The following is a 24,759-nucleotide window of genomic DNA, read 5'->3' as shown; positions in this document are numbered from 1 at the left end:
GACCCGGCGGTGGTCCTGGTGGTGGACACTTTCACGGGCCAGATCTTCGCTAAGGTGGTAAGGCCATTTTGTTACAGCTGTTAATCAAGCCACCCGCAGATTAATGCCGATCGTTTAAGGTCGGCTGCCCCCGGCATTGCGCTGCCCTCCCGTGGCCGTCACGCTGCGATATCCTTGCTGAAGGTTTTTCAGCGGCGGAATGGTCAGCATGGAATAACGGGACATGCCGCAGGGGGCTGGCGCGGCTGAAAATCGCTGAGCCGGGGCCGCCAGCATGGACAAAAACGCCCGGAGCGTTTTTGAACGACGTTGACGTCGGCCCCGAAGGGGTGAGTCCCAGGGATGGGACGAATAACCTGCAGAAGGTCCATGGGTTTATCCGGGAAATTACCCAGGGCGGTATCGATTATTAGTTCAACAGAATATTCGCGTTTATCGCTATCAACAGATAAAAAGCGACACGCTGATATTATGTTTTTTTATAAAAAAGTAAGTGTTATGCGTTCTTTAACTATTAAAATACCGCTCACCCGGAGAAGAGTCGCCTCTTAACGGCTAAAAAGTGTGACATTGATCAAACTCAAAACATGGCAGGCGCAAAGGCGTATTTATATTACGTCCGTTGCCAGGGCCCGGCCTTGTACGCAATACGGTTTTTTTTGATGCACAGAGAAAAAAGGAGAAATACCCATGGTCACTTACGATCGTAACCGCAATCCTATTACCAACGGAAGCCAGGTGATGATTAATGGGACAGGTAAAACGGGTAAAATTGTTGCTATCCACGCCAGTGGACTCACCCCCGCCCAATTACGTCGCAGCAAAACCGTTGAAGTTGAAGGGAATGAAGGTAAGTTCGAACCCGTTGAACTGATCCGTCTTGGCCTACACTAAAGACGGCAATGCCGCTGCGGCACTGGCGACTAAATATCTGGCAAACTACTGCATAGCCGATATTCAGCAAACCGTACCGGAACGGCATTCTTATTCCCTGCCTTACGCGCCGAATATCCCCTTCTGTCTGGCACAGATTCAGCAACCCGGCCTCATCATGGCTCACATTTCCAGATGGTATTTTGTACCCCGCTGCCCTTCGGCAAATTCGGGTTCATATTTGCGCTATGGACATATACTGCTTTTGATTTGCCATACTGCTGACAGGCTTTAACGGCCGTAGAATGCAAACTATCGAGACCGTACCACGCATCAGCCTGAATGCTGACCTTTTCACCATCGTTATATTGGACTGCTGCGCACCCTGATAACGTTCCTGCGAGCACAATACTCAATACTGCTGTCATACTTTTCATTAAGTTCCCCCACAATAAATGCCGGGGATTATAGTTTAAGCAACCACCCGCGTCTGGCATATTTCAGGCAAACATCGTTTACCAGAGATATCTAAATAGATCGGAGAGACAGACCGAAAGAGCGTCACTCTACAGCCGCCCAGGCATCCCCCTGTAGCATGACGGCTTCAGGTATTCATACCAGAAGCCGTCCGGGCATGAGGAAACAGAATTACCGGATCTTGTCTACGGGCTGGCGCCGACGGTAAACACGCAGAGCATCGATCACCCGCGAAAATGCGGGAGAAACTTGCTTCCGGCTGGGGTAATACAGATAGTAGCCAGGGAAAGGCTGGCACCAGGTTTCCAGCACCCGAATCAGCCGACCTTCTTCAATATGTGCGCCAAACTCTTGCTCAGGTAAAAAAGCGATGCCTAATCCGGCCAGTGCGGCGGTGACAATATGCTCTGAAGTGTTGAACGTCACCTGCCCGTTCACCCGAACGTTCAAATCACCACCTTCCTGATCAAAATCCCAGACGTACAGCCCTCCGGATTTGACCATTCTCTGGTTTATACAGCAGTGTTGCGTCAGTTCATGCGGAGTTTGCGGAATCGGGTAGCGTGAAAAATACTCCGGCGAAGCCACGGCCGCCATGCGTAATTCCGGGCCAATCGGTATCGCAATCATATCTTTATCAATGGTGTCGCCCAGACGCACTCCAGCATCAAAGCGGTCGGCAACAATATCGCGGAAACCGTGATTAGCATCGAACTCAATATGAATATCCGGGTATTCACGCAGAAGCGGCGTCAGTTTGGGTAATAAGGTGGTACGTAACACATCCGGCCCACAGGTAATTCGTACCGTACCGGCAGGTTTGTCACGCAGTTCCGTGAGCATATCCAGTTCAGCTTCAATTTCATCAAAACGATTGCCGATGGCCTGCAGCAGCCGCTCTCCGGCTGCGGTGGGCGACACGCTGCGGGTGGTTCGGGTAAGGAGACGAATTTGCATGCGCTCTTCCAGGGCTGAAATCGCCTGACTGAGAGCGGGTTGCGTCACACCAAGATGCGCCGCCGCTCGGGTAAAACTCCCTTCACGGGCAACAGTGACAAAATAAAGAAGGTCATTCAGGTTGCGTTTCATTCGGCTGACACTCCCGATTAATAACTCAGGCTTATAAGCCTATTAAGTATTCATTAGCTAGTCAGGCTACACCAGTCATGTAAAACTTTCAGCAATTGATAAGCGTCAACAGCATGTTTATGCGTGCGTTTTTTTGTCGTTATTCCCGTGAATAGCGTCCGGCCCCGGCTTGCCTGAATTCAGCCGGGTCGATATTCAGAGGTAGCCGTTTATGTCCACACTCAGTCATGAAAATTCACATCACCAGGAGCGCGCATACTGGAGCGGTGTGCTGGCGATGACGCTCTGCGTCTTTGTGCTTATCGCCTCAGAATTTATGCCTGTTAGCCTGCTGACGCCCATCGCGGCCGACCTCAGGGTGAGTGAAGGGCTGGCTGGACAGGGGATCGCCATTTCCGGGGCGCTGGCGGTGTTGACCAGCCTGTCTCTTTCGACTCTTGCCGGGAATCTGAATCGTAAATATCTGCTGCTGGGCATGACGGCATTAATGGCTTTATCGGCAACTATGGTCGCCCTGTCCCCCAGCTACCTGATTTATATGACGGGTCGCGCCCTGATTGGCATTGCGATCGGTGGCTTCTGGTCGATGTCTGCCGCCACTGCGCTGCGTCTGGTGCCACGGCGCCGGGTCCCTCACGCATTAGCTATTTTCAATGGCGGTAATGCCCTGGCAACCGTTATCGCGGCACCGCTCGGCAGTTATCTCGGCGCCGTAATGGGCTGGCGCGGAGCGTTCCTCTGCCTTGTTCCGGTAGCGATCGCCGCCTTCATCTGGCAGTGCTTCAGCCTCCCCGCGATGGCACCCGACAACAACAGGCGGCCCGGGCGTTCTGCTTTTCATCTGCTCTCCCGTCCCGTTGTTGCCGTTGGTCTGCTGGCCTGCGGGCTGTTCTTTATGGGGCAGTTCTCGTTATTCACCTACGTACGGCCGTTTCTTGAAACCGTCACCCGGGTGGATATCAGCGCCTTATCGCTCATTTTGCTGACCATCGGGATAGCGGGTTTTATTGGCACGCTGGTGATCAGTCATTTTTTAAAGCGGGGCCTTTATTCAACGCTTGCAGCCATCTCTTCACTCATGGCTGTCGTCGCCGTGACGCTCATACTCACGGGCCAACACCTCTGGTTTGTCGTGCCGCTACTGGGGTTCTGGGGACTGATGGCGACAGCTGCACCGACCGGATGGTGGGCCTGGGTCGCGCGTACGCTGCCTGATGATGCCGAAGCCGGCGGCGGCCTGATGGTCGCGGCGATCCAGCTTTCTATCGCCCTGGGTTCCACGCTTGGCGGCCTGGCGTTTGATCACACCGGCTGGCAGAGCACTTTTGCGCTGAGTAGCGGGCTGCTGATTGTCGCTGCGGGGTTAACCATTCTGACATCACGTAAAACACACCACTCACAATAGAGGATAAAACTCCATGAAAAATATGACGCTGGCGCTGGGGCTGTTAATCAGCTCGTTTGCCGCCTCTGCGGCGGATATGTCAAAAGGCGCCGACAACTTTTATAAAAGCGATAAGGTTATCCAGCAAAAGGTGACGTTTAAAAACCAGTACCAGATGAGCGTTGTAGGCAATTTATTTATTCCGAAAACGCTGGATCAGAATGTCAAAAATCCGGCAATTATTGTCGGACATCCGATGGGGGCGGTAAAAGAGCAAAGCTCGAATCTGTATGCGCAAAAACTGGCGGATCGGGGCTTTGTGACGCTGGCAATCGATCTCTCCTTTTGGGGTGAAAGTGAAGGTAAACCGGGTCATCTGATTTCGCCGGAAATATATTCTGATGACTTCAGCGCGGCAGTTGATTACCTCAGTAGCCAGCCGTACGTTGATCCTGAGAATATCGGCGTGCTGGGGATTTGTGGCAGCGGCAGCTTTGTTATCAGCGCGGCCAAAATTGACCCCAGGATGAAAGCGATTGCCACTGTCAGCATGTATGACATGGGCTCGGCTTTCCGCAATGGCCTGAATCATTCCCAGACGCCAGAGCAACGTCAGTCCTTCATCCAGTCGGCCATCGAACAGCGACAGGCCGAATTTAACGGTGCAGAGAAGGCATATATTCCGGGGACCGTAAACAAGCTGGATGACGCCACACCGGCCATACAGCGTGAGTTTTTTGATTTCTATCGTACAGCGCGAGGCGGCTATACCCCGCAGGGCGAGAAAGAGGCGCTGACCACCAAACCGCTGTTAAGCAGCATTGGCAAATTTATGAATTTCTATCCATTCAACGATATTGAAACCATTGCCCCGCGCCCAATGCTGTTTATTACCGGCGCCAATGCGCATTCAAAAGAGTTTAGCGAGGATGCCTATGCGCGCGCAGCTCAACCGAAAGAGCTCTATATCGTTGCTGGTGCAGGCCATGTCGATCTGTACGACCGAACGGATCTGATCCCTTTTGCGAAGCTGACGTCATTCTTTAAAACCAATCTGAAATAGTGCTACCCGCCGCTCCCATAAAGGGAGCGGAAAATTTACAGGAGAGCCATGTTGAATAAACCGTTAGCGCTGTTATTTGTCCTGGTTAATCATTGTGTGTTTCCCGTTTATGCCGGGGGTGCTGTTCCGTCAGGTAAGGAGAAGCCGATGATTGTGAAATTGACCCTCCATCAACAGAGTTACGACGTTGAGCTTGCTGATAATCCGACAGCGAAGGCGTTTATCAAACAGCTGCCGTTAACGCTGACGATGCAGGAGCTTAACGGCAATGAGAAATTCGCTGACTTACCCCATCCTTTACCCCCCAATCCCATCCGCCCTGAAACCCTCTATCAGGGGGATCTCATGTTATACGGTGGTCATACTGTTGTTCTTTTTTACGAGACCTTTCGCACATCCTACAGCTATACGCCGATCGGCAAGGTCGTTGCGGCGAATACGCTGCAAGATGCCGTTGGGCGCGGTAACATTAAAGTCAGCTTCTCGATGATGAAATAGCTTAAACCTGAACGGTCTGCACAAGCGCGAAACGGTTTTCCAGCGCATGCGCAATTTCGTCTTCTGTCAGCCACTGCTTTTCTACCCTGTCTGCAGTAATGGTCTTAAGCATATTGCCCAGCAGAATATAGCGCCCCTCGGGTCGATGCTGGATGACAAGCAGCTTTTGTACAAAGACCGCATCGGGGTGCGTGGAGTTAAGGTAATTAGCCGGAACAAAATCAATCCATTCCTGAGGCGACAGGTCAAAACCGTATTGATCGCACCAGTCTCCGTCAACCATGGCCTGAAGCAGATAGTCTCCACTCGCATCGCGACTCAGCCGGAACGTATCAAAATCCTGAATGATGTCCGTATCCAGTTCGTCTAAGGCCAGCGGCGCGCGGATACCGTAGCTACCAAATCCAAGGTCGCACAGCCATTGACGGCCATCAACTTCGGCAATGACCGCCATATGGGTTTTAGGCCGGCGCGCGGGATAGAACATTGGCCGCGCCGCGACAAAACGGTAGGTTATACCCAGCGTCTCCAGCGCCATCGTAAACAGTCCGTTGAGTTCATAGCAGTAGCCGCCCCGGCTCTGCTGTAATAATTTGTTGGCAATATCATCAGGCTCCATCGAAACGATTTTACCTGCCTGTACGTCCAGATTCTCAAAGGGGAGCGCAAAGAGCTGGTGGCGCATGAGCGCCTGTAGCGTGGCGGTATCGGCAGCCGCAGGCCCGCTATAGCCTATGCGCCGGAAGTAGAGGGAAAGATCAAAATTGTCGCTGTGCATGGGACTTCCTTGGCTGGTTTGTGTTGCCCACACTATAGATGGCGCCTCGTATCGCCTGTATAGTCAGATTTATCAAAAATCAGACTATACAGATTACGATGTCCGACCCGTCCCCGCCGACTCCCCACTATCGCCGAATAGCCGAATTGCTGCGGCTGACGCTGACTTCAGGCGCTTTGCGCACAGGAGATCGGATTATTTCCGCGCGTAAACTGGCCGAGCGCGAGCAGGTCAGCCTTCCCACGGCGCTGGAGGCCCTACGTTATCTTGAAGCGGAGGGGCTGATTATCGCGCGACCACGCTCAGGTTACTTTGTCCACCAGATCATCTCCGCCGGGGAGAGGCCGGGCACCGCCTCTTTACCCGTCCCCGTGCCGGTAACCATGTCCGCAATAGCCCGCTCATTGTTCGGGAGCGCCGAGGCGCGCCTGGTCCCGCTTGGCGCCGCGCTACCGGATCCCGCCTGGCTTCCCGTAGATACTCTGCAAAGGGCATTGCAGACTGCAGGTCGTCGGCTTGATGCGCGCGGGCAGAGCTACAGCCTGCCCCCGGGGAGAGCAGACCTGCGCAGAAAGATTGCCGCGCGCGCGGCACAGTGGGGAGCACTTTTTGGCGCGGATGACCTTATCATTACCGCAGGGGCAACCCAGGCGCTACGCCTGGCTCTCCGCGCCGTGTGCCAACCGGGTGATGCCGTGGCAATTGAGCAGCCTGCCTACTTCGGCACGCTCCTGCTGTTGGAGGATCTGGGCCTGAAGGCATTACAGATCCCCACTGACCCTGTTGAAGGTTTACTGTTGGCGCCGCTTGAAGAAGCCCTCCAGCGCCACCGTCCTGCGGCCGTTCTTGCCTCACCCACGGTGCAGAATCCGTTAGGTGCCAGCATGCCCGTCGCGCGCAAGCGGGATCTGGTGGCCCTGCTTGCCGGCATGGGCATCCCTTTAATTGAGGACGATGTGTATGGCGATCTGGCCGGGGATGCGCAGCGTCCGCCTGCGTGTAAAGCCTTCGACAGGTGCGGAAATGTTATTTATTGCAGCTCACTGTCTAAAACCCTGGCGCCGGGCTGGAGAATCGGCTGGATTGCAGCCGGACGCTATCACTCAACGGTATTGCAGGCTCGAATGGCCGGAGAGTGGGCCGGCGCGCCGCTGATTGAAGCCGCGGCGAGCGAGCTCCTGGCAAGTGGTGATTATGACAGGCATCTGCGGCAGCTGAAGCTCCGCATTGCGCAAGGGATGCAGGCTATCATCGCACAGGTTGAAACAAGCTTCCCACCGGGCACGCGGGTAGCCGCTCCAGAAGCCGGTTTTCTGATTTGGGTAAAGCTTCCGTCAAAGATAGATGCGCTGGAGGTACATCGTCGCGCACTCGCCCTTGGCATTGGCGTCAGTCCGGGACCGTTGTTTTCCCCGGGGGCGGCAGAACTGCAAAACTTCCTGCGCTTGAACGGTGCCAATGAACCCACCCGCCATCTTTTGAAGGCTGTGGAACAACTCGGTCGCTTGTGCCACGACCTGGCCTCGGGACATTGACAGCGGATATTTCTGGGGTCAGCCCATCCACCTTATGATCGGGTCTGCGGGTAAATAATGGCCCGGGTCACGATACCCGCCTTGTGCCAGAGGCAGACGTTACCGGGATATTCCCGTTAAGCCAATGAGGACAAAATCAGCCGCTCGTAAGACGCTTCGCCCTGGCTGCCCTTTGCTGTTTCGCGGATAAAAAAGCCCCACATTTGCGGGGCCTCAGAGCAAACGGTTTACCGTTAGTCAAAAACACCATTAATGATTGATGTAACGATGGCCGTACTTAATGCGACCAGCACCAAATCATGGCCCACCGCACGCCATTCATATCCTGGATAATAGGGTAAATCGTTAATCATGGATGCCGGGAGCGTTTTCTTCGCAATCCCCGGAGGCAATGGCTTGCCCCGGACTAAATTCCTGGCGATACCCGGAGGGAGCGCCTTATAACCCACCAGACCATAATTTACTGCCAGGGAGCGCGCCCGCGAGAAGCTGATATCGGAGTCAACATGGTCTGGTTTCCCATAGTTCTTGCGGTTGCCATGATCCTCAGCCGATTTCCCCTGGCCCTGGTTGCTATGGTCTCCGCTGTTGCCATGATTGCCGCTGTTCCCGTGGTTCCCCCCGCCATTGCCATGCCCACCGCCGTTTCCGTTTCCTGGGTTGGCATAAACCGGCGCAGCAAGAACAACAAGAGATATAACCGCCGCAAGTGCAGTTTTGAGAGTGCGACGCTTAAACATGATAACTGTTCCTTAAGATTACGTTGACACTTAAAACATATGACAAAGCTATACCCTTAACAATTTCATGTTTTCTTATTTTTGGATGATTCTGCAGCCATCATCAATTCCCATCGATATTTCAGCAGATAAACCGGGCATCATTAACCGGAGAGATGTTCAGCGTTTTCGAAAGGCATTGAGGCAATCCCTGGATGAATGTTAGTTTAGGCACAAACTTATCCCGGCGACTTATCCCATCATGATCGTAGCGACGACTTCACGACTTTTTATTCGTTCTTTTAAAGAAAAAGATGCCCTGCCGCTGCTGGAATACCTGTCTTCCCCTCGCGTGCCCTGTTTTCAGGATGAAAAGCTCAATTCCATTGCGCAAGCCAAGGAAGACGTCATCAAAAGGGCCAGTGACGCAAGCCAGTTTGCAGTTTGCCTCAAGGAAAGCGATCGGCTCATCGGGCACCTGTTTGCCGACAACGACGAAGAGCCGGACCACAATACCTGGTCCGTGGGCTGGCATTTTAATCAACGTTATGAGGGTCAGGGCTTTGCGACGGAAGCCGTTTCCGCGCTTTTTCACTATCTGTTTACGGCGAAAGAAGCCCGCCGTTTGTATGCCTATGTTGAAGACTACAATCAGGCCTCTCAGAAACTTTGTGAACGTCTTCAGATGCGCCAGGAAGGCTGTTTTAAAGAGTTTGTTTCGTTTGTGACCGCCAGCGGCGAACGACGATATGACAATACCTGTATTTATGCTCTTCTGAAGAAAGAATGGAATTTACAATATAAGCCGTAAATATTGATGCGCAATTCACGTCTCGCACATGGCCGCCAGGTAAAATCCTGACGGCGTTTTTTGTCGGGCACAATAATGAAACCCCTTTCTCGCGGTAACATGATTATTCAGTCACGGGATTATTCCTTTGGCTGCGGACTTTCAGGAAAATATGCAGTAATCCCATTGCGCCGTGGGCCCAGAAATATGTCTCAATAAATACGGTCAGGAATTTATGCAAGCCCAGGACATCATGTGCCAACGCAGAGGATGGACCAAGCGCTGTATTCAGCACAAACCAGAGCCCGCCACACAGAGCCACGCCCAGCAGTGCCAGAACCCCCAGCCCCTGAATAAATGCCGCCACTCCCCCGGCATGCGCGTCAGGAAGACGTAATGAAATCAGCGTTTTGAAATCGACAACCATGCCGCGAAAATCGAGCTTCAGCCAGGCAAAATAGTAATGAAAACCACGCTGTGTCAGCATCCAGATAAGCATCACAATCCCCAGAGCAATCAATGTAAATCCGGAGATAACGTGAAACCAGGTCACGAACCCAGCCAGGTTAACCTCGCCGAGGGCCTCACTTTCAGTGAAGTCAGAGTTAATAATCTGCAATAAAACCAATATCGCGACGCTGATATGTAGCGCGCGAAAAAAAGGGGTATCGCGGTGAGGAAGCGCCTGACATAACCGGTCTTTCATGATTTAACCACTTTGTTTACGGGAAAGTTAATTTCATCAGTATCGTTGCGGTTAATTAACGAAACCTTAAAGCCGCAGTGAAATTATCAATTTATTCCATTTCAGGATCCGCGCAAGCGCCTGCGGTTGTTCGCGAAGACCGATAACCGACGGGCGCCCGGAATCGACAGTAACGCGGTGGCGGGAAGCGGAATTTAACGTCATCGCGAACGTTGAAATAACGCCGTTCGGCGGCATGAGCGGAACCTGATGTCATCTGCGCAATCGCGGCGACCGCGCAGGGCAACGCGGGCGTCGGTCATTTAACATTTACCCGGTAATAATTCATAGTATATTGGGACTTTTCTCTCTTATCAGGTCTCCTTCATGTCTTACTCCATCGGTGAATTTGCCCGGCTTTGCGGGATCAACCCCACTACGCTTCGCGCCTGGCAGCGCCGATATGGCCTGCTCAAACCGCGGCGTACAGAGGGTGGACACCGTCTGTACAGTGATGATGATGTTCAGCTGGCGCTCAAAATTCTCGACTGGATTCAAAAAGGGGTTCCCGTCAGCCAGGTGAAACCTCTGCTGGATAGCCCCGTCGCGAGGCGGACTGACAACTGGTCAAGCCTGCAGGAAACCATGCTGCAGCGGCTTAAAGAGGGGAAAATCGACGCCCTGCGCCAGCTAATCTACGATGCAGGCCGCGAGTCCCCGCGCCCGGAGCTGGTTACGAAAGTACTGCGTCCGCTGCGCGGTAAACTGTCTGCCCGCATCCCGACAATGATGACGCTGCGCGAAATTCTCGACGGGATCATTATCGCCTATACCTCGTTTTGCCTCGAAGGCGATAAAAAAGCGCCGGGAGATAACTGGCTGATAGCCGGCTGGCATCTCTCCGACCCCTGCGAAATCTGGCTGGAGGCCCTCGCCCGTACCGGCCAGGGCCAGCGTATCGATCTCCTTCCCGTCCCGCCGGCGGCTCTGGCGCCCGAGGTTTTCCCGCAGCGAAACTGGCTGCTGGTCACCTCCGGAACACTGACCGCTGCCCGCAAAAAACAGATCGCATGCTGGCGGCAGCAGGTCAGCGCCCTCGACGTTATCTCCCTTTCCTCCGGCGATATCTCGCCGGACGCGACCGCCGATACCAGTCAAAGAGATTGAGTCCTCCGGACTTTAGTACATCGCCTGACGGTAAAGGACCGATGAAAACCGTTAAATATAACCACTTGAATTAAATAGATAATAATAAATATCCTCTCTAATACTTGGACAAATATTAGTTATTGTGTAAGTTTTAAGTATGTGAAGACGTCGCGCGGGCCGGCAACCGGCGGTCCCCCTGTTCTTCCTACAACCAATGCACTAAGAGGATGGCACCATGAACACGCAACCCGCAGTCGGCATCAGCGCATGTTTAACCGGCTCAGCCGTACGCTTTGACGGCGGGCATAAACGTATGGGCTTTGTCATGGACGAACTGGCGGATTGGGTCGCCTTCAAACCCGTCTGTCCGGAGATGGCCATCGGCCTGCCCGCTCCTCGCCCGGCTCTTCGTCTGGTGCAAACCAACGAAGGAGCCATTGAGATGCGTTTTAGCCAAACGCCCCACGATGATGTGACGGAGAAAATGGCCGAATTTAGCGCCTCATTTCTCCCCCGCGTGGATGCCCTCTCTGGCTTTGTTGTCTGTGCTAAATCGCCCAGCTGCGGTATGGAGCGCGTGCGGCTGTATGACGAAAATGGTCACCGTGGGCGTAAAGAGGGAGTGGGTCTTTTCACGCAGCAATTGCTGATGCACTACCCGTGGCTGCCCGTAGAAGAGGATGGCCGCCTGCACGATCCGGTGCTGCGGGAGAACTTTGTTGAGCGCGTTTTCGCTCTGCACCAGTTAACTACCCTGCGAGCGCAGGGACTTAGCCGCCGTGCGCTCCTGGATTTCCATAGCCAGTACAAACTGCAGCTGCTGGCGCACGACCAGGCGGGCTATCGCGAAATTGGGCCTTTCGTTGCCTCCCTTCACCAGTGGGAAGATCTGGATGCCTTCTTTGTCGCTTATCGCGCGAAGCTGATGGCGATTCTTAAACAACCCGCTTCGCGGAAAAACCATACCAACGTGCTGATGCATATCCAGGGCTACTTTCGCGATCGGCTCAATAGTCGTCAGCGCGGCGAACTTCGCGAGGTGATCCTCAACTATCGCGCCGGTTTGCTGCCAATACTCGCGCCGATGACATTGCTCAAACATTATCTGGGCGAATTTCCAGACCGCTATCTGCTGACGCAAAACTACTTTAACCCCTACCCCCAGGATTTAGGTCTGCGCCTGAGACTCCTCTGATGACGTAAAACGGGCCCGCCGTCGCGAGCCCGTCATTGCCATCGCTTTTCCGGCAATTATCTGAACGGTGAATTCAGCGGAACTTCAGCATCAGGTTCATGAGTGATACGGTTTCGCAGATCGCGGCGGATCATCTCTATCGCCCAGAACCAGAAAATATGCCCGACCAGTTCCGAAATATATTCATCGGCGGGGATATTAAGCAGAGAAGGCGTCAGACCTAATAAAGGGAAAGAGATCCAGTGAACGGCGATAGTAGCGACAATACCCGCCCATACCCCCTGCCATAATTTTACTTTGGGGAAAACTTCTGCCACCACGCAATAGCCAATGGCAAATACCAGCGAGAAAATAATATGCGTCACCATCACCGGATTGATGATGTGCTCTGAGAAGGTATAAACGGTGTGAGTAGGATCAATCCCCAGGTAATCACGTAAAAAAAGATAGGGTGGATTAAATTCATCCCTGCCGCCGGAGAAAGTACGGGGCGGTAACGGAACTTCAGCCCCCCACTTCACAAATGCCGACATAATACCCGCAATGATCCCAACGCCTGTTGCCACGCCATAACGCCGGCGCCCGGGTTCCGTTTGTGCAAAGAAGTCCTTGATAGCCATCGATTACCACCTGATTATTTTTAGAATGAATACATTAGCTATGTTTAATGTTACTCACGACCGGCCATATTGATCGCGATCACACTTTTGTCTATGAGAACAATTTTTATTCGTATCTCTTTGCTCGTCAGGTCAATGCGTTACCTTCTCTCGGCATACGTTTCTCGCCGGCAAAAATCGTCATTAACCCTGTTCTTAGCGCAAAATAGCGGCAAACTAACGCACGTTACCATGAAGAGGCGTCGGGGAGTCCAGCCGTTCAGGCACGGTCATGCCCCCTGCTTTGCCATCGCTGTCCCGGCACGCAGATGTTTTACTGAATGATGAAGGACGGCCAACAGCAAAGAGATACTGAACGATTGCCGGGTGAATCCGGAGCAGAGAGATCGGCTGCCGAATTAGCGTTATCCGGCATTGTTTAATTTAAAGCGGATGGTTTTGGTCATTCCCTTATAGGGCTTATTGCTCTCAAAGCGCCATTTTGCCGCGGCGGAAATGACGGCATCATCGAATAGATGCTGTGGTTCAGAGGTGAGTATCCACATTTTCTCCACTTTACCGTTCGCCCCGACATCAAAACGGATCGTCACTTTCCCGTCGAGATGGTTGGCCAGAGCGTAATAGGGATAATCGGGTAGCGTGGAGACAAGCTGTTGAGGCGCAACGCCTTTCATCTGGCTGGTACAGGCTGATATCAGGCAGCAGCCGGCAAACAGAAATGCCCGGGATAGTTTCATCATCAGCTTCCATATTGATAATAATTCTCAATACTATCACAGACGGCTGATGTTGCGCGGTTTTTTTCCTCTGTTTGTGAGCAGTGAAGGCGCAACCGACAGGCGGCAAAGAGAGAGGCCGCCTGCGTTTATCCGCCGGCGGCCTGTGCGTTAAACGGATTTATCGACGTTGGTATTTGTACCGGAGGTCAGGATACGAACTTTGTCGCCTTTATTGAAGGTCAGTTGACCATCATACGGCTGCAGCACCTGGATTAGCTGGCCAGATTGCGTTTTGATCGTCAGTTCGATCTGCCGGGCGGCCTGGCGCTGCGTTTGCCGGTGATGCGACGCGCTGGCTCCGGCAACCGCCCCCACCACCGTCATCGCCGTTTGCCCGCTCCCGTTACCAAACTGGTGGCCGATGGCCCCGCCAACCGCGCCGGCGGCAAGCGTTCGCAGCGGTTGGTTACGGGCCTGGCTGGTGATGATTTGACTTTGTTGCACAACGCCGTAATCCACCACGGTTTTACTCCCCGCAAAGCCGGGCTGGCTGGTAAAGGCGAGAAAGCTGAGAGCGATGAACAGGAATCTCTTCATAATGGCTCATTTTTCGTTCTGTCGCGGGTGATGCGATCCTGCAAAAAGAGAATCCCGCCATTGCTGGCGGGTTTGCAATTAATTCAGCGCTTGCTGGAGATCTTTTTTAACCTGGGTACGCTGTTCCGGCGTCAGCACCTGGTTGACGCCAAAATAGTATTTCACGCGGTAGTAACGTACCTGCTGATCTAACTGTCCAAAAGCGGCCAGCTGTTGCTTCACTTTCGCTTCATCCCACTTGCCGGACTGGATCACATCGATCAGCGCGCCATCTTTGAAACCTTCGATTTTGATATTGTTGACGTTAGTTTCAAACTCCTGATGCAGGCCCTTAATTTTTGTCACCTGATCGTTACTCAGCTTAAGGTGCTGCACCACCGGGTCCTGAGAAACCGGCGGGACTTCGTCAGCGGTGGCTGCCTGTGCGGCCATGGAGAAACCCGCGGTCATCGCCACGGCAAGCAGGGTGTTACGGAAAAGTTTATTCACAATCAATTATCCTTAATGTGCAAAAGAAGAGATTTGATTATTGCTCTCAAAATGAAAGCCTTCTGTAACAAAGAGTTAAATTTAAATTTGGACAATAATCCGCTGGTGATTGCGCCATTTCTATCGGCACAGAGAGCTGGATGGCCGCCCCTCTTCAGCAGCATTTTATGCTGGGTAAGAAACGACAACCCGCGAGAGCCGCCGCACCACTACCCTGAAAAACAGCGTATTTATTCTGTTGGATGCGCGCTTAATGCGCAATTGGCGGAATAAAGCAAAATTCCGCTAGCTGATGCGGGAATAGCGGCAAAAAAAAACCGCCAGATAGCTGGCGGTGAATAAATGCTTGCATGGATAGATTGTGTTTTGCATTTTACGTAGAGGCATTTTCCCTCTCCTTCTACGCCTGGCCATACGCTAGCATAGTTATCTTCAATGAAAGTTAAACCGACATCTGCTTACAGTTTATCCACCAGCGCTTTGAGCTGCGCAATCAGCGGATCGCGCGGATACTCCCCCTCACGAGGCCAGGTTGACTGACGGACAATCAACCGGGTGGGAAGCAGTTCGCGGATCGGCACCTGCGGCGCCGCCATCTGCTGGATCAGCAGCTCCACCGCCCGTTTCCCCAGCAAATCGAAGTTTTGCGCCACGGTCGTCAGCGGCGGCTGAAAGTAAAGACTGTCCGCCGTATCGTCGTAGCCGGTGACCGAAACAGCGCTGTTACCGGTACGATTAAGCTGCGCCAGCGCGCTAAGTACCCCTAATGCCATCTGGTCATTGGCCACGACGATGGCGCTGAGCCGCGGCTGCAGGTGGAGCAGTTCAAAGGTTTTCTGCCAGCCGCTGGCGGCGCTCCAGTCGCCGAAAACCGTCACGGCCTGGCTTACGCCCAGGCGATGCAATGTCTCCCGCCAGCTACCGAGGCGCATCCGGGCAGAGACCGAGCTTTCCGGACCGGCCAGCAGGCCAAATTCGCGATGGCCGAGTTCCCAGAGATGCCGAACGCAGGCGCCGCAGCCGTCACGATGATCAAAGCGCACGCAGGAGACTTCGGTCTCCGGCGACACATCAAGAAACAGACAGGCGATATCCGGATTTTCCTTCACCAGCCGTTCCGCGATGCTGCTCTCCAGCGGCAGGCTGATAATCGCGCCGCGAATATGCTGAGCACGAAACTCATCCAACCGGGTCTGCAGAGAAGCGTAATCGCTGCGTTCGGGCATGGCGATGGACACTTCCAGCTGATGAGCCCCGGCATGGCTTTTTACCGCCGAGGCGATTTGCGACGGCGCGTGTAGCGTCAGTGACGCCGTAATCAGCCCGATTGAAGGTGCGGCTTTCCCCGCCAGCAGCTGCGCCGATCGGTTGGGCACATAATGCAGCGCCTGCATCGCGCGGATCACCTTCTCGCGAGTCCGCGCGGAGACGACATCGGGACGATTCAGCACCCGGGAGACCGTTTGCTGTGAAACGCCGGCCTCGTGTGCCACATCGTCTAAGGTTGCTGAACGCCGCTGCATAATCCCCCCTGTCTGCGCAAAACTCGTCTGATTACGTTAAATGTCGTCCGCTAACATTTTATGTCTAACTGACGACAAAAATCAGCTCTGATTCTGCAGTTTCGTGATCGTGAGTCGGTTTCATTTTCGCCATTATTGCGGCCTGATAGAAAATATCTGATAACAACATCATCCTTGTCTAGCGAATGACATTTTTTCCACTTATCCGTCAGGTATGCCTATGCAACAACATGACTCAAACGCGGTTCGCTCGTTGACGTTTCAGGACGTGCTGGCCCGTGAAGACTGGCAAAATCAGACTATTACTCACCTTAATCGCTTAGCGGCTCACCCCACGTTTGCCAGTTGGCGATCGCTCGACGACGCCCGGGACAACCGCCCTTCCGACCGCCTCCGCCTGCTCGACGGGCAGTGGCAATTTTGCTGGGCACCCAGCCCGTTTGCCGTCGATGGCCGCTGGATCGAGCGCGATCTCGACACCAGCCGCAGCACGCCGGTGCCCTCTAACTGGCAGATGGAAGGCTACGATGCGCCGATCTATACCAACGTCCGTTATCCCATTGATACGACGCCGCCGCGGGTCCCGGAAGAGAACCCGACCGGCCTGTACTCGCTCAACGTCACCCTGGAGCAACACTGGCTGGCCGATGGCCTGACGCAGATTGTTTTCGACGGCGTTAACTCGGCGTTTCACCTGTGGTGTAACGGCGTGTGGGTCGGTTACTCCCAGGATAGCCGGCTGCCGGCTGCTTTCGACCTGACCCCCTATCTGCGGGCGGGAGAAAACCGCCTGTGTGTGATGGTCATGCGCTGGAGCGCGGGCAGCTGGCTGGAAGATCAGGATATGTGGCGCATGAGCGGGATTTTCCGCTCGGTGTGGCTGCTGAACAAACCAAAGCAGCACCTCAGCGACGTGCAGATTTCCCCGCAGCTGGATGCGCTGTATCGCGACGGCGAACTACAGGTCAATCTGGCCATCTCCGCCGCTGATGAGCAGCTGGCCGGGCTGGAGGCTGAAGTCAGTCTGTGGGACGGCGAGCAGCTGATTGCCCGCCGGCGCCAGCGGCCAGGTTCTGCGCCAGTTGATGAACGGGGCCATTATGCCGAACGGGCAACGCTGGTCCTGGCGGTGGAAAAACCGCGGCAATGGAGCGCGGAAACGCCCCACTGCTATCGCACCGTGGTTGCCCTGTGGCGCGGCGAAGATCTGGTTGAAGCTGAAGCCTGGGACATCGGCTTTCGCCGGGTGGAGATCGGCAACGGCCTGCTGCTGCTCAACGGCAAACCGCTGCTGATCCGCGGAGTGAACCGCCATGAGCACCACCACCAGCGCGGCCAGGTGGTGACCGAAGAGGATATGCTGCAGGACATTCTGCTGATGAAGCAGAATAACTTTAACGCCGTGCGCTGTTCGCACTATCCCAACGCCGCACGCTGGTATGAACTGTGTAACCGCTACGGCCTGTACGTGGTCGATGAGGCGAACATCGAAACCCATGGCATGGTGCCAATGAACCGCCTGTCCGACGATCCTGCCTGGCTGCCGGCCTACAGCGCTCGCGTCACCCGGATGCTGCAAAGCCACCGTAACCATCCGTCGATTATTATCTGGTCACTGGGGAACGAGTCCGGCTGCGGTGCGAACCATGAAGCCATGTATCACTGGCTGAAACGCGAAGATCCTACGCGGCCGGTCCAGTACGAAGGCGGCGGCGCCGACAGCACGGCGACCGATATTATCTGCCCGATGTACGCTCGCGTGGAACGCGATCAGCTGATTCCAGCCGTGCCCAAATGGGGCATTAAAAAGTGGATCGGCCTGCCCGGCGAACAGCGACCGCTGATTCTCTGCGAATACGCGCACGCGATGGGCAACAGCCTCGGTAATTTTGCCGATTACTGGCAGGCCTTCCGGGAATATCCGCGCCTGCAGGGCGGCTTTATCTGGGACTGGGCGGATCAGGCAATTGAAAAGACCTTCGAGGACGGCAGCGTGGGCTGGGCCTACGGCGGGGATTTTGGCGACACGCCAAACGATCGGCAGTTCTGCATGAACGGGCTGGTGTTCCCGGATCGTCGCCCTCATCCTTCGCTGATTGAAGCGAAACATGCCCAGCAATATTTCCAGTTTTCCCTGCTGGCGCACTCCCCGCTGCGGGTCAGCGTTGTCAGCGAATACCTGTTCCGTGCCAGCGATAATGAAGTGCTGAACTGGCAGGTGCAGTCCGCCGGTGAAACCGTCGCCAGCGGCAGCCTGACGCTGAACCTCGCGCCGCAGGGCGAGGAAGATTTTACCTTGTGCGACCAGCTGACCCTGCCGGCAGGCGCCAGGGAGGTCTGGCTGACGCTGGAAGTTGTCCAGCCGCAGGCGACGGCGTGGTCTGACGCCGGACACCGCGTGGCCTGGGCGCAGTTCGCCCTCGCCGCCCCGCTGGCCTTACCCGCGCCCGCCGCCGTCGGCCCGGCTCCGGAGCTGACCGTCGATGATGAGACCTTCAGCGTCCGCCAGGGATCTCAGCAATGGATTATCGATCGTCAGAGCGGTCTGTTAACTCACTGGCTGGCGGAAGGCATAGAGCAGCTGCTGTCTCCGCTGCGCGACCAGTTCGTTCGCGCTCCGCTGGACAACGATATCGGCGTCAGTGAAACGGATCGTATCGACCCCAACGCCTGGGTTGAACGCTGGAAAAGCGCCGGACTCTATGCGCTCGACGCGCGCTGCGTTGACTGTACCGCGCAGCGCCTGGCACATGAGATCATCATCGACAGCCGCTGGCACTATCTGCGCGGCGATGAAGTGGTCATCGTCAGTCAGTGGCGGATGACCTTTGATAGCGATGGCCATCTGCATCTGGCGGTGAGCGGAGAGCGGGCCGGCACGCTGCCGCCGCTGCCGCGCGTGGGCCTTCACTTCCAGGTCCCGGACCAGCGGTCGCCGGTCTCCTGGCTCGGCTACGGGCCGCATGAAAATTACCCTGACCGGAAGAGCAGCGCCTGTTTCGCCCGCTGGCAGCTTCCGTTGGAAGCGATGAGCACGCCCTATATTTTCCCGACGGAAAACGGCCTGCGCTGCGACAACAAAGCGCTGGATTGGGGGCGCTGGCACGTGACCGGTGACTTCCACTTCTCGGTTCAGCCCTACAGCACCGCGCAGCTCATGGAAACCGATCACTGGCACCGGATGACCCCGGAAAAAGGCGTCTGGATCACCCTCGACGGCGCGCATATGGGCGTCGGCGGCGACGATTCGTGGACACCAAGCGTGCTGCCGCAGTGGCTGCTGCTCGGGACCCGCTGGCAGTACCAGCTCTCGCTGTCTTTACGCTAAACCCTCAACGGGGGCTCTCGCCCCCCTTTAAAACGGCTATACCCGCATATTCGGGATGCAGCGTGGCGGAAATGGACAGAATCCGCGCCGAAGGCCAGGAATGGCGAGTATCACGAAGGGAACGGCGTGCCGCCAATAACAGGCAGCTGGAATGATGACGAGTATAATAACCCTGGAACATCTCTATGAAATTCTCTGAACTGGCGCCACGCGAACGGCATAATTTTGTTTATTTCCTGCTGTTCTTTTTCTTTTACTACTTCATTATGTCGGCCTATTTCCCGTTTTTTCCGGTGTGGCTGGCGGATGTAAACCATTTAACTAAAACGGAAACCGGGATTGTCTTCTCTGCTATTTCGCTGTTTGCCATTATTTGCCAACCGATATTTGGCCTGATATCCGATAAGTTGGGACTGCGTAAACACCTGCTGTGGACCATCACCATCTTATTAATTCTGTTTGCCCCGTTCTTTATCTTTGTCTTCTCGCCGCTGCTGCAGGTCAATATTATCGCCGGGGCGCTGGTGGGGGGACTCTATCTGGGAATTGTCTTCTCCAGCGGTTCCGGCGCGGTCGAAGCCTATATTGAGCGGGTCAGTCGCGCCAACCGTTTCGAATACGGCAAGGTTCGCGTTGCTGGCTGTGTCGGCTGGGCGCTCTGCGCGTCAATCACCGGCATCTTGTTTGGTATTGATCCCAATATCACCTTCTGGATCGCCTCCGGCTTTGCGCTGGTGCTTGGGGTGCTGCTGTGGTTCTCCCGTCCGGAAAGCAGCAACAGCGCACAGGTGATGGACGCCTTAGGGGCAAACCGTCAGGCGTTTTCTCTGCGCGTCGCCGCTGAGCTGCTGAGAATGCCGCGATTCTGGGGATTTATTATCTATGTGGTCGGCGTCGCCAGCGTCTATGACGTATTCGACCAGCAGTTTGCTAACTTTTTTAAAGGCTTTTTTGCCGACCCGCAGCGCGGAACTGAAGTCTTTGGTTTCGTCACCACCGGCGGCGAATTGCTGAATGCGCTGATCATGTTCTGCGCCCCGGCTATTGTGAACCGTATCGGGGCGAAAAATGCGCTGCTGACCGCCGGAATAATTATGTCCGTGCGTATTCTCGGCTCCTCATTCGCCACGACGGCGGTCGAGGTCGTGATCTTAAAAATGCTGCATATGTTTGAAGTTCCGTTCCTGCTGGTCGGCACCTTTAAATATATCTCCTCGGCCTTTAACCCGAAACTGTCCGCCACCCTGTTTCTGATCGGTTTTAACTTATCGAAACAGCTCTCTGGCGTGGTGCTGTCGGCATGGGTGGGCCGCATGTACGACACCGTCGGCTTCCACCAGGCTTACTTGATTCTGGGTTCGATTACCCTGGGCTTTACCGTGATCTCACTGTTCACCTTGAAAGGCAGTAAAACGCTGCTGCCGACCGCCGGCTATAACAACGCCGCGTAAACCGCAAATTAGCAGCCCGTTACGCACGACGGGCCGCTACCATTATCCGGCGGCTGCAGCTTTGATTCGCGTCTCGCCGTCGCTGTTTTCCAGCTCGTATAGCCGGCTCTCGGCCTGCGAGGAGATAAGTGCCGCCAGCTCGGCAGAGTGGCTGGTCAACCAGATTTGGCTATAGCGGGAGGCCTCGACAATCAGTCTGGCCAGCGCCGGGAACATCTGCCGATGCAGGCTGTTTTCCGGTTCGTTAATTGCCAGGAATGCCGGCGGGCGCGGGCTCAACAATGCTACCGCCAGACATAAAAAACGCAGCGTGCCGTCCGACATTTCCGCCGCCAGCAGCGGGCGAAACACCCCGTTGCGCCGCATCTTAATCGAGAAACGCGAGTTTTCGTTTTCGCAGAAGAACGTGCACTCCGGAAAAGCGGCGGCCAGAATCTCGTGCAGGAGCGCTTCGGCGCCAATTTCGACAATCGTCTGAAAAGCGGCGGCAAGATTATGCCCGTCGCTGTCGAGGACCGGTGAACGATAACCTACCGTCGGATGTCGGAGCGCCGAATGTCGGCCGATATTAAATTCATGGTAGAAACGCCACTGGCGCATCGTTTCCCGGACGCGAGAAACTTCCGGGAAGCGGTGCGGCTCGCCCAGTTGACCAAAGATCGACTCGTTTTCATAAATCGTGTCGGTGAAGGTATTTTTCTCGCCGTTGACATCGAGCAGGAACGCGGCCTGGTTTTTCCGCTGCAGCACCCTGGCAGAAGGTCGCCGGGAGAATCCCGCCAGCCAGATGGACTCCTCTTTGACAATCGGGTCGAGCATAAACTGAGTGGGATAAGGCAGCTTTTCCGGGAAACCCACCTGGAGCTCATAGTCAAACTCCGCGGTCAGACAGGAAATTTGCAGCCGACGCGGGTGGCGCGCCGTCGGTGCCGTTCGCCCTGACCACATCACATTTTCCAGGCCGCCCTCCTCGCTGATATAGCTTGAGAACTTGCCGTCCGCGGAGGCGGTTAACAGGTGAATCGCTTTGTAGATGTTGGACTTGCCGCAGCCATTCGGCCCAAATACGATATTGAGCGCGCCCAGTTCCAGTTCGATATCCCTGACCGACCTGAAATTTTGTATGCGGATATGGTGAATCATGGTGCTCCCGATGAAAAAACTCCGTGCTGCGGCAGTGGCAAACAAGGGGAATGATAACACGGTCAGGCCGGACGAAGGTCAATCGTCCGGCAAGGACGCACTCAGCGGAGAGACTTTTTCATGCCTCGGGTCAGGGCCACGCGTTTGAGCTTGTCAGCATCGTCATGGGTTTCGCTAAACACACCGAAAAAGTAGCGCTCATCATCGATCGTTTGCGAAACAATCCGATAGCTCAGCGGATTGCCAGATTTCGCGCCATACTGCGCGGCGGTGACGGACAGTTCCGTCGCGGTACCGGCGACGCTGACCAACAGGCCATCCGCCTTTCCCCCCACCAGCATGACCTTAATTAGCGGGTCCACCATGTTCCTCCCGGATGGATCAATGGTTAATATGTGATTGCCGACGGCGTAGAGCATTTATACAACCTTCAGTACATTCTTATAGTTCATACCAGCCTGAATGAAAAAAACTCTTTCATATAGTGAGCTAAGCATTGATTATTACTGGTAAAAGCTGGCAGATGATGAAGGAAAAAAGAGAAATTGTGAATCTTCATAACTCTTATTTGTCTTTATTTTTTGTTTATTTTCCGTGACGTCCGCAAAACCCGCCAGATCGACTTGTGGACAACAACCTGCAGGGAAACATTCCGCTATGCGTCAATATCGATTCGCCCTTCTGCCATTGTTAGCCGCCCTGGCGCTCCCCGGTTGGGCGCATGAAGCCACGGTGACGACGGTTAAACAAGCCGAAAGCCAGCTGCAGGGCCGGGTCGGCTACGCCGAACTGGATTTAGCTTCCGGCCAACTGCTGTCCGGCTATCGCGCTGGCGAACGCTTCCCGATGATGAGCACCTTTAAAGTGCTGCTCTGCGGCGCAGTCTTGTCGCGCGTCGATACCGGTGAAGAACAGCTCGATCGCCGTATCCATTACCGGCAGCAGGATCTGGTGGAATACTCGCCGGTGACGGAGAAGCATCTTGCCGATGGGCTCACCGTGGGCGAACTGTGCGCGGCCGCCATTACCCTGAGCGATAATACGGCGGCAAACCTGCTGTTGACCACTCTCGGCGGCCCGCAGGGGCTGACCACGTTCCTGCGCCACAGCGGCGACCAGACTTCGCGACTCGACCGGTGGGAAACGGAACTCAATGAAGCGCGGCCGGGCGATGTGCGTGATACGACGACTCCGGAAGCGATGGCCAGGACACTGCGAAATCTGTTGACCGGCCGCGTGCTTTCCCCCGCCTCGCAGCAGCAGTTGCAACGCTGGATGGTAGAGGACAAAGTTGCGGGGCCGCTGTTGCGCTCTGCGCTGCCGGCGGGCTGGTTTATTGCCGATAAGACCGGAGCCGGCAACCGCGGCTCGCGCGGAATCATCGCCGCTCTCGGTCCGGACGGTAAAGCCGCGCGCATCGTGGTGATTTATTTAACCGCAACCCCGGCCTCAATGGATGAGCGCAATAAACAGATTGCGGCCATCGGTGAAACGCTGGTCAGGCACTGGTCCAAAGACGATAAAAGACCCTAGCCGGTCAGCGATCGCTCGCCATCCGGAACATCCCCGGACAAAACCTCAGACGTAAAAAAGCCTCGCAAACGCGAGGCCTGACGCGGAGAGATCGCAGCGATGGCCGGGATTAGTTTTCCTCGTAACCTTCGAGCGCATCCTGAATGGCATCGGCTAAGGAAGCGACTTCCTGAGCCACATTGCGTAAATCCATCTGGCTACGAATCCCGGAATTCGCGGTTGATGAAGAGACGGCGGCTTTCGAAATTTCTAATGCCGCCTGAACAGCGAGCAGACGCTTATGTTTCTCGATAGCCGCGTCGCCACTATCGCCATCAAATTGAAAGTATTTTTCTAACATAGCGGATCCTTTTCAGCCATTTCATTATCGGGGAGGATATTCTCGTCTAAGCGGGGGCAAATAAACAGCAAAAAAAATATTAATTACAAAGAGTTAATATTTAGTTGTTTAACAACGTCGTTCAGAGCGCAGGGCGTCACTAAGGACAGCGCCGCAAGAGGTCTGCAGGATGAAGAAGAGATAACACCGGGCGATTCTGTTTGCCGACGTCTGGCTACGTTTAATCAGCGGCTCTTTTCGCGACGAACCGTGTGACGGTTTCGCCAGCGACACACAACAAACCATCGCTGCATCGCGCTATTAGCCTTCCCGTCGTCCACGCAACTTGATACTGTATGCAAATACAGTAAAAATAGCGCCAACAATTAACGCTGAGAGATGAAATATGTTTGTGGAACTGATTTATGACAAACGGAACTTTGAGGGCCTTCCCGGGGCGAAAGAGACGATTGCAGCTGAACTATCGAAGCGAATTCACCGTATCTTTCCCGATGCTGATGTACGTGTAAAGCCGATGATGACGCTACCGGCAATTAACACCGATGCCAGCAAGCACGAAAAAGAACAAATCAGCCGTGCCGTGCAGGAAATGTTTGAAGAGGCTGATATGTGGATGGTCGAGGAGTGACGGAGAGAGAAAATGTCATTGTCCCCAGGGGGTGAATCTATCGGCCTGCGGACAAGATTTTACCCATACCGCCGACATGCATGAGCGATGTTGAGGTACAAAAAGTGGACAAAAAACCGGGCCTCAGGCCCGGTTCTGTTTCCGACACACGGT

Annotated in this window: 25 protein-coding genes; 12 read left to right on the top strand and 13 right to left on the bottom strand. The window is 54.7% G+C overall.

Annotated features, from left to right (window positions below):
- Nucleotides 1-690 precede the first annotated feature (690 nt).
- A complete protein-coding gene (gene ydfZ / locus AC236I_RS11990; protein WP_004862340.1) occupies nucleotides 691-894 on the top strand; it encodes a putative selenium delivery protein YdfZ in 204 nt (67 codons plus the stop codon).
- Between the two features lie 155 nt (nucleotides 895-1,049).
- Here the strand turns inward: ydfZ and AC236I_RS11985 are convergent, their stop codons facing one another.
- On the bottom strand, nucleotides 1,050-1,310 hold the full coding sequence (locus AC236I_RS11985; protein WP_004862343.1) for a hypothetical protein: 261 nt from the start codon (nucleotides 1,308-1,310) through the stop codon (nucleotides 1,050-1,052).
- A gap of 211 nt (nucleotides 1,311-1,521) precedes the next feature.
- Entirely contained in the window at nucleotides 1,522-2,439 is a 918-nt protein-coding gene (locus tag AC236I_RS11980; RefSeq protein ID WP_064359300.1) for a LysR family transcriptional regulator, read from the bottom strand.
- Nucleotides 2,440-2,650: 211 nt separating this feature from the next.
- Here AC236I_RS11980 and AC236I_RS11975 point away from each other — a divergent pair, with 211 nt between their 5' ends.
- Genes AC236I_RS11975 through AC236I_RS11965 form a run of 3 tightly spaced genes read left to right on the top strand, consistent with a single transcriptional unit; the run spans nucleotide 2,651 to nucleotide 5,384 of the window.
- The gene (locus tag AC236I_RS11975; RefSeq protein WP_064357021.1) at nucleotides 2,651-3,844 is read left to right on the top strand and encodes an MFS transporter; all 1,194 of its coding nucleotides are present in this window, start codon (nucleotides 2,651-2,653) and stop codon (nucleotides 3,842-3,844) included.
- A 13-nt stretch (nucleotides 3,845-3,857) separates the two neighbouring features.
- The gene (locus tag AC236I_RS11970; protein WP_032717502.1) at nucleotides 3,858-4,886 is read left to right on the top strand and encodes an alpha/beta hydrolase; all 1,029 of its coding nucleotides are present in this window, start codon (nucleotides 3,858-3,860) and stop codon (nucleotides 4,884-4,886) included.
- A 48-nt stretch (nucleotides 4,887-4,934) separates the two neighbouring features.
- Complete coding sequence (locus AC236I_RS11965) at nucleotides 4,935-5,384, top strand: cyclophilin-like fold protein (RefSeq protein ID WP_048023651.1); 450 nt, start codon at nucleotides 4,935-4,937, stop codon at nucleotides 5,382-5,384.
- Between the two features lies 1 nt (nucleotide 5,385).
- Here the strand turns inward: AC236I_RS11965 and AC236I_RS11960 are convergent, their stop codons facing one another.
- Nucleotides 5,386-6,162 (bottom strand): arylamine N-acetyltransferase family protein, encoded by a 777-nt coding sequence (locus AC236I_RS11960; protein ID WP_004862355.1) that lies wholly within the window; start codon nucleotides 6,160-6,162, stop codon nucleotides 5,386-5,388.
- A gap of 38 nt (nucleotides 6,163-6,200) precedes the next feature.
- On the opposite strand from AC236I_RS11960, the gene AC236I_RS11955 reads away from it, so the two are divergent.
- Nucleotides 6,201-7,697: an aminotransferase-like domain-containing protein gene (locus AC236I_RS11955; RefSeq protein ID WP_015584262.1), complete on the top strand. Its 1,497-nt coding sequence runs from the start codon at nucleotides 6,201-6,203 to the stop codon at nucleotides 7,695-7,697.
- Between the two features lie 233 nt (nucleotides 7,698-7,930).
- Here AC236I_RS11955 and AC236I_RS11950 read toward each other — a convergent pair whose 3' ends face one another.
- Complete coding sequence (locus tag AC236I_RS11950; RefSeq protein ID WP_015584261.1) at nucleotides 7,931-8,437, bottom strand: anti-virulence regulator CigR family protein; 507 nt, start codon at nucleotides 8,435-8,437, stop codon at nucleotides 7,931-7,933.
- A gap of 241 nt (nucleotides 8,438-8,678) precedes the next feature.
- Between AC236I_RS11950 and AC236I_RS11945 the strand changes: the two genes are divergently transcribed.
- Nucleotides 8,679-9,227 carry a GNAT family N-acetyltransferase gene (locus AC236I_RS11945; RefSeq protein WP_004862362.1) on the top strand — a complete coding sequence of 183 codons (549 nt, stop codon included), beginning with the start codon at nucleotides 8,679-8,681 and terminating at the stop codon, nucleotides 9,225-9,227.
- 103 nt (nucleotides 9,228-9,330) lie between these two features.
- Here the strand turns inward: AC236I_RS11945 and AC236I_RS11940 are convergent, their stop codons facing one another.
- Nucleotides 9,331-9,912 carry a cytochrome b/b6 domain-containing protein gene (locus tag AC236I_RS11940; protein WP_004862365.1) on the bottom strand — a complete coding sequence of 194 codons (582 nt, stop codon included), beginning with the start codon at nucleotides 9,910-9,912 and terminating at the stop codon, nucleotides 9,331-9,333.
- Between the two features lie 366 nt (nucleotides 9,913-10,278).
- On the opposite strand from AC236I_RS11940, the gene AC236I_RS11935 reads away from it, so the two are divergent.
- Nucleotides 10,279-11,058 carry a MerR family transcriptional regulator gene (locus AC236I_RS11935; protein ID WP_004862368.1) on the top strand — a complete coding sequence of 260 codons (780 nt, stop codon included), beginning with the start codon at nucleotides 10,279-10,281 and terminating at the stop codon, nucleotides 11,056-11,058.
- 217 nt (nucleotides 11,059-11,275) lie between these two features.
- The gene (locus tag AC236I_RS11930; RefSeq protein WP_004862370.1) at nucleotides 11,276-12,235 is read left to right on the top strand and encodes a YbgA family protein; all 960 of its coding nucleotides are present in this window, start codon (nucleotides 11,276-11,278) and stop codon (nucleotides 12,233-12,235) included.
- Between the two features lie 56 nt (nucleotides 12,236-12,291).
- On the opposite strand, the gene AC236I_RS11925 is transcribed toward AC236I_RS11930, so the two are convergent.
- The 5 genes from AC236I_RS11925 to AC236I_RS11905 form a co-directional block, all read right to left on the bottom strand.
- Complete coding sequence (locus tag AC236I_RS11925; RefSeq protein WP_004862371.1) at nucleotides 12,292-12,855, bottom strand: YagU family protein; 564 nt, start codon at nucleotides 12,853-12,855, stop codon at nucleotides 12,292-12,294.
- A gap of 404 nt (nucleotides 12,856-13,259) precedes the next feature.
- Nucleotides 13,260-13,595: a TonB family protein gene (locus tag AC236I_RS11920; RefSeq protein ID WP_404677070.1), complete on the bottom strand. Its 336-nt coding sequence runs from the start codon at nucleotides 13,593-13,595 to the stop codon at nucleotides 13,260-13,262.
- Between the two features lie 147 nt (nucleotides 13,596-13,742).
- Nucleotides 13,743-14,171, bottom strand: a complete 429-nt coding sequence (locus tag AC236I_RS11915; RefSeq protein ID WP_004862376.1) for an outer membrane lipoprotein — start codon at nucleotides 14,169-14,171, stop codon at nucleotides 13,743-13,745.
- 78 nt (nucleotides 14,172-14,249) lie between these two features.
- The gene (locus tag AC236I_RS11910) at nucleotides 14,250-14,621 is read right to left on the bottom strand and encodes a Spy/CpxP family protein refolding chaperone (protein WP_048023702.1); all 372 of its coding nucleotides are present in this window, start codon (nucleotides 14,619-14,621) and stop codon (nucleotides 14,250-14,252) included.
- A gap of 497 nt (nucleotides 14,622-15,118) precedes the next feature.
- Nucleotides 15,119-16,183 carry a LacI family DNA-binding transcriptional regulator gene (locus tag AC236I_RS11905; RefSeq protein WP_004862380.1) on the bottom strand — a complete coding sequence of 355 codons (1,065 nt, stop codon included), beginning with the start codon at nucleotides 16,181-16,183 and terminating at the stop codon, nucleotides 15,119-15,121.
- Nucleotides 16,184-16,403: 220 nt separating this feature from the next.
- Here AC236I_RS11905 and AC236I_RS11900 point away from each other — a divergent pair, with 220 nt between their 5' ends.
- The gene (locus tag AC236I_RS11900; RefSeq protein ID WP_004862383.1) at nucleotides 16,404-19,511 is read left to right on the top strand and encodes a beta-galactosidase; all 3,108 of its coding nucleotides are present in this window, start codon (nucleotides 16,404-16,406) and stop codon (nucleotides 19,509-19,511) included.
- Between the two features lie 185 nt (nucleotides 19,512-19,696).
- Nucleotides 19,697-20,962, top strand: coding sequence for an MFS transporter (locus AC236I_RS11895; protein ID WP_004862386.1), 1,266 nt, complete (start codon nucleotides 19,697-19,699; stop codon nucleotides 20,960-20,962).
- Nucleotides 20,963-21,004: 42 nt separating this feature from the next.
- Here the strand turns inward: AC236I_RS11895 and AC236I_RS11890 are convergent, their stop codons facing one another.
- Complete coding sequence (locus tag AC236I_RS11890; protein WP_032717509.1) at nucleotides 21,005-22,105, bottom strand: AAA family ATPase; 1,101 nt, start codon at nucleotides 22,103-22,105, stop codon at nucleotides 21,005-21,007.
- Nucleotides 22,106-22,206: 101 nt separating this feature from the next.
- Nucleotides 22,207-22,470, bottom strand: a complete 264-nt coding sequence (locus AC236I_RS11885; protein ID WP_015584254.1) for a hypothetical protein — start codon at nucleotides 22,468-22,470, stop codon at nucleotides 22,207-22,209.
- Between the two features lie 292 nt (nucleotides 22,471-22,762).
- On the opposite strand from AC236I_RS11885, the gene AC236I_RS11880 reads away from it, so the two are divergent.
- Complete coding sequence (locus AC236I_RS11880; RefSeq protein WP_004862397.1) at nucleotides 22,763-23,638, top strand: broad-spectrum class A beta-lactamase ORN-1; 876 nt, start codon at nucleotides 22,763-22,765, stop codon at nucleotides 23,636-23,638.
- 109 nt (nucleotides 23,639-23,747) lie between these two features.
- Here AC236I_RS11880 and AC236I_RS11875 read toward each other — a convergent pair whose 3' ends face one another.
- Complete coding sequence (locus tag AC236I_RS11875) at nucleotides 23,748-23,978, bottom strand: hypothetical protein (protein ID WP_004862401.1); 231 nt, start codon at nucleotides 23,976-23,978, stop codon at nucleotides 23,748-23,750.
- 385 nt (nucleotides 23,979-24,363) lie between these two features.
- Here AC236I_RS11875 and AC236I_RS11870 point away from each other — a divergent pair, with 385 nt between their 5' ends.
- A complete protein-coding gene (locus AC236I_RS11870) occupies nucleotides 24,364-24,606 on the top strand; it encodes a DinI family protein (RefSeq protein WP_004862406.1) in 243 nt (80 codons plus the stop codon).
- Nucleotides 24,607-24,759: the final 153 nt, after the last annotated feature.

The organism is Klebsiella sp. Sb-30, from assembly GCF_057652795.1.
This window is presented reverse-complemented; position numbering and strand designations above follow the sequence as displayed.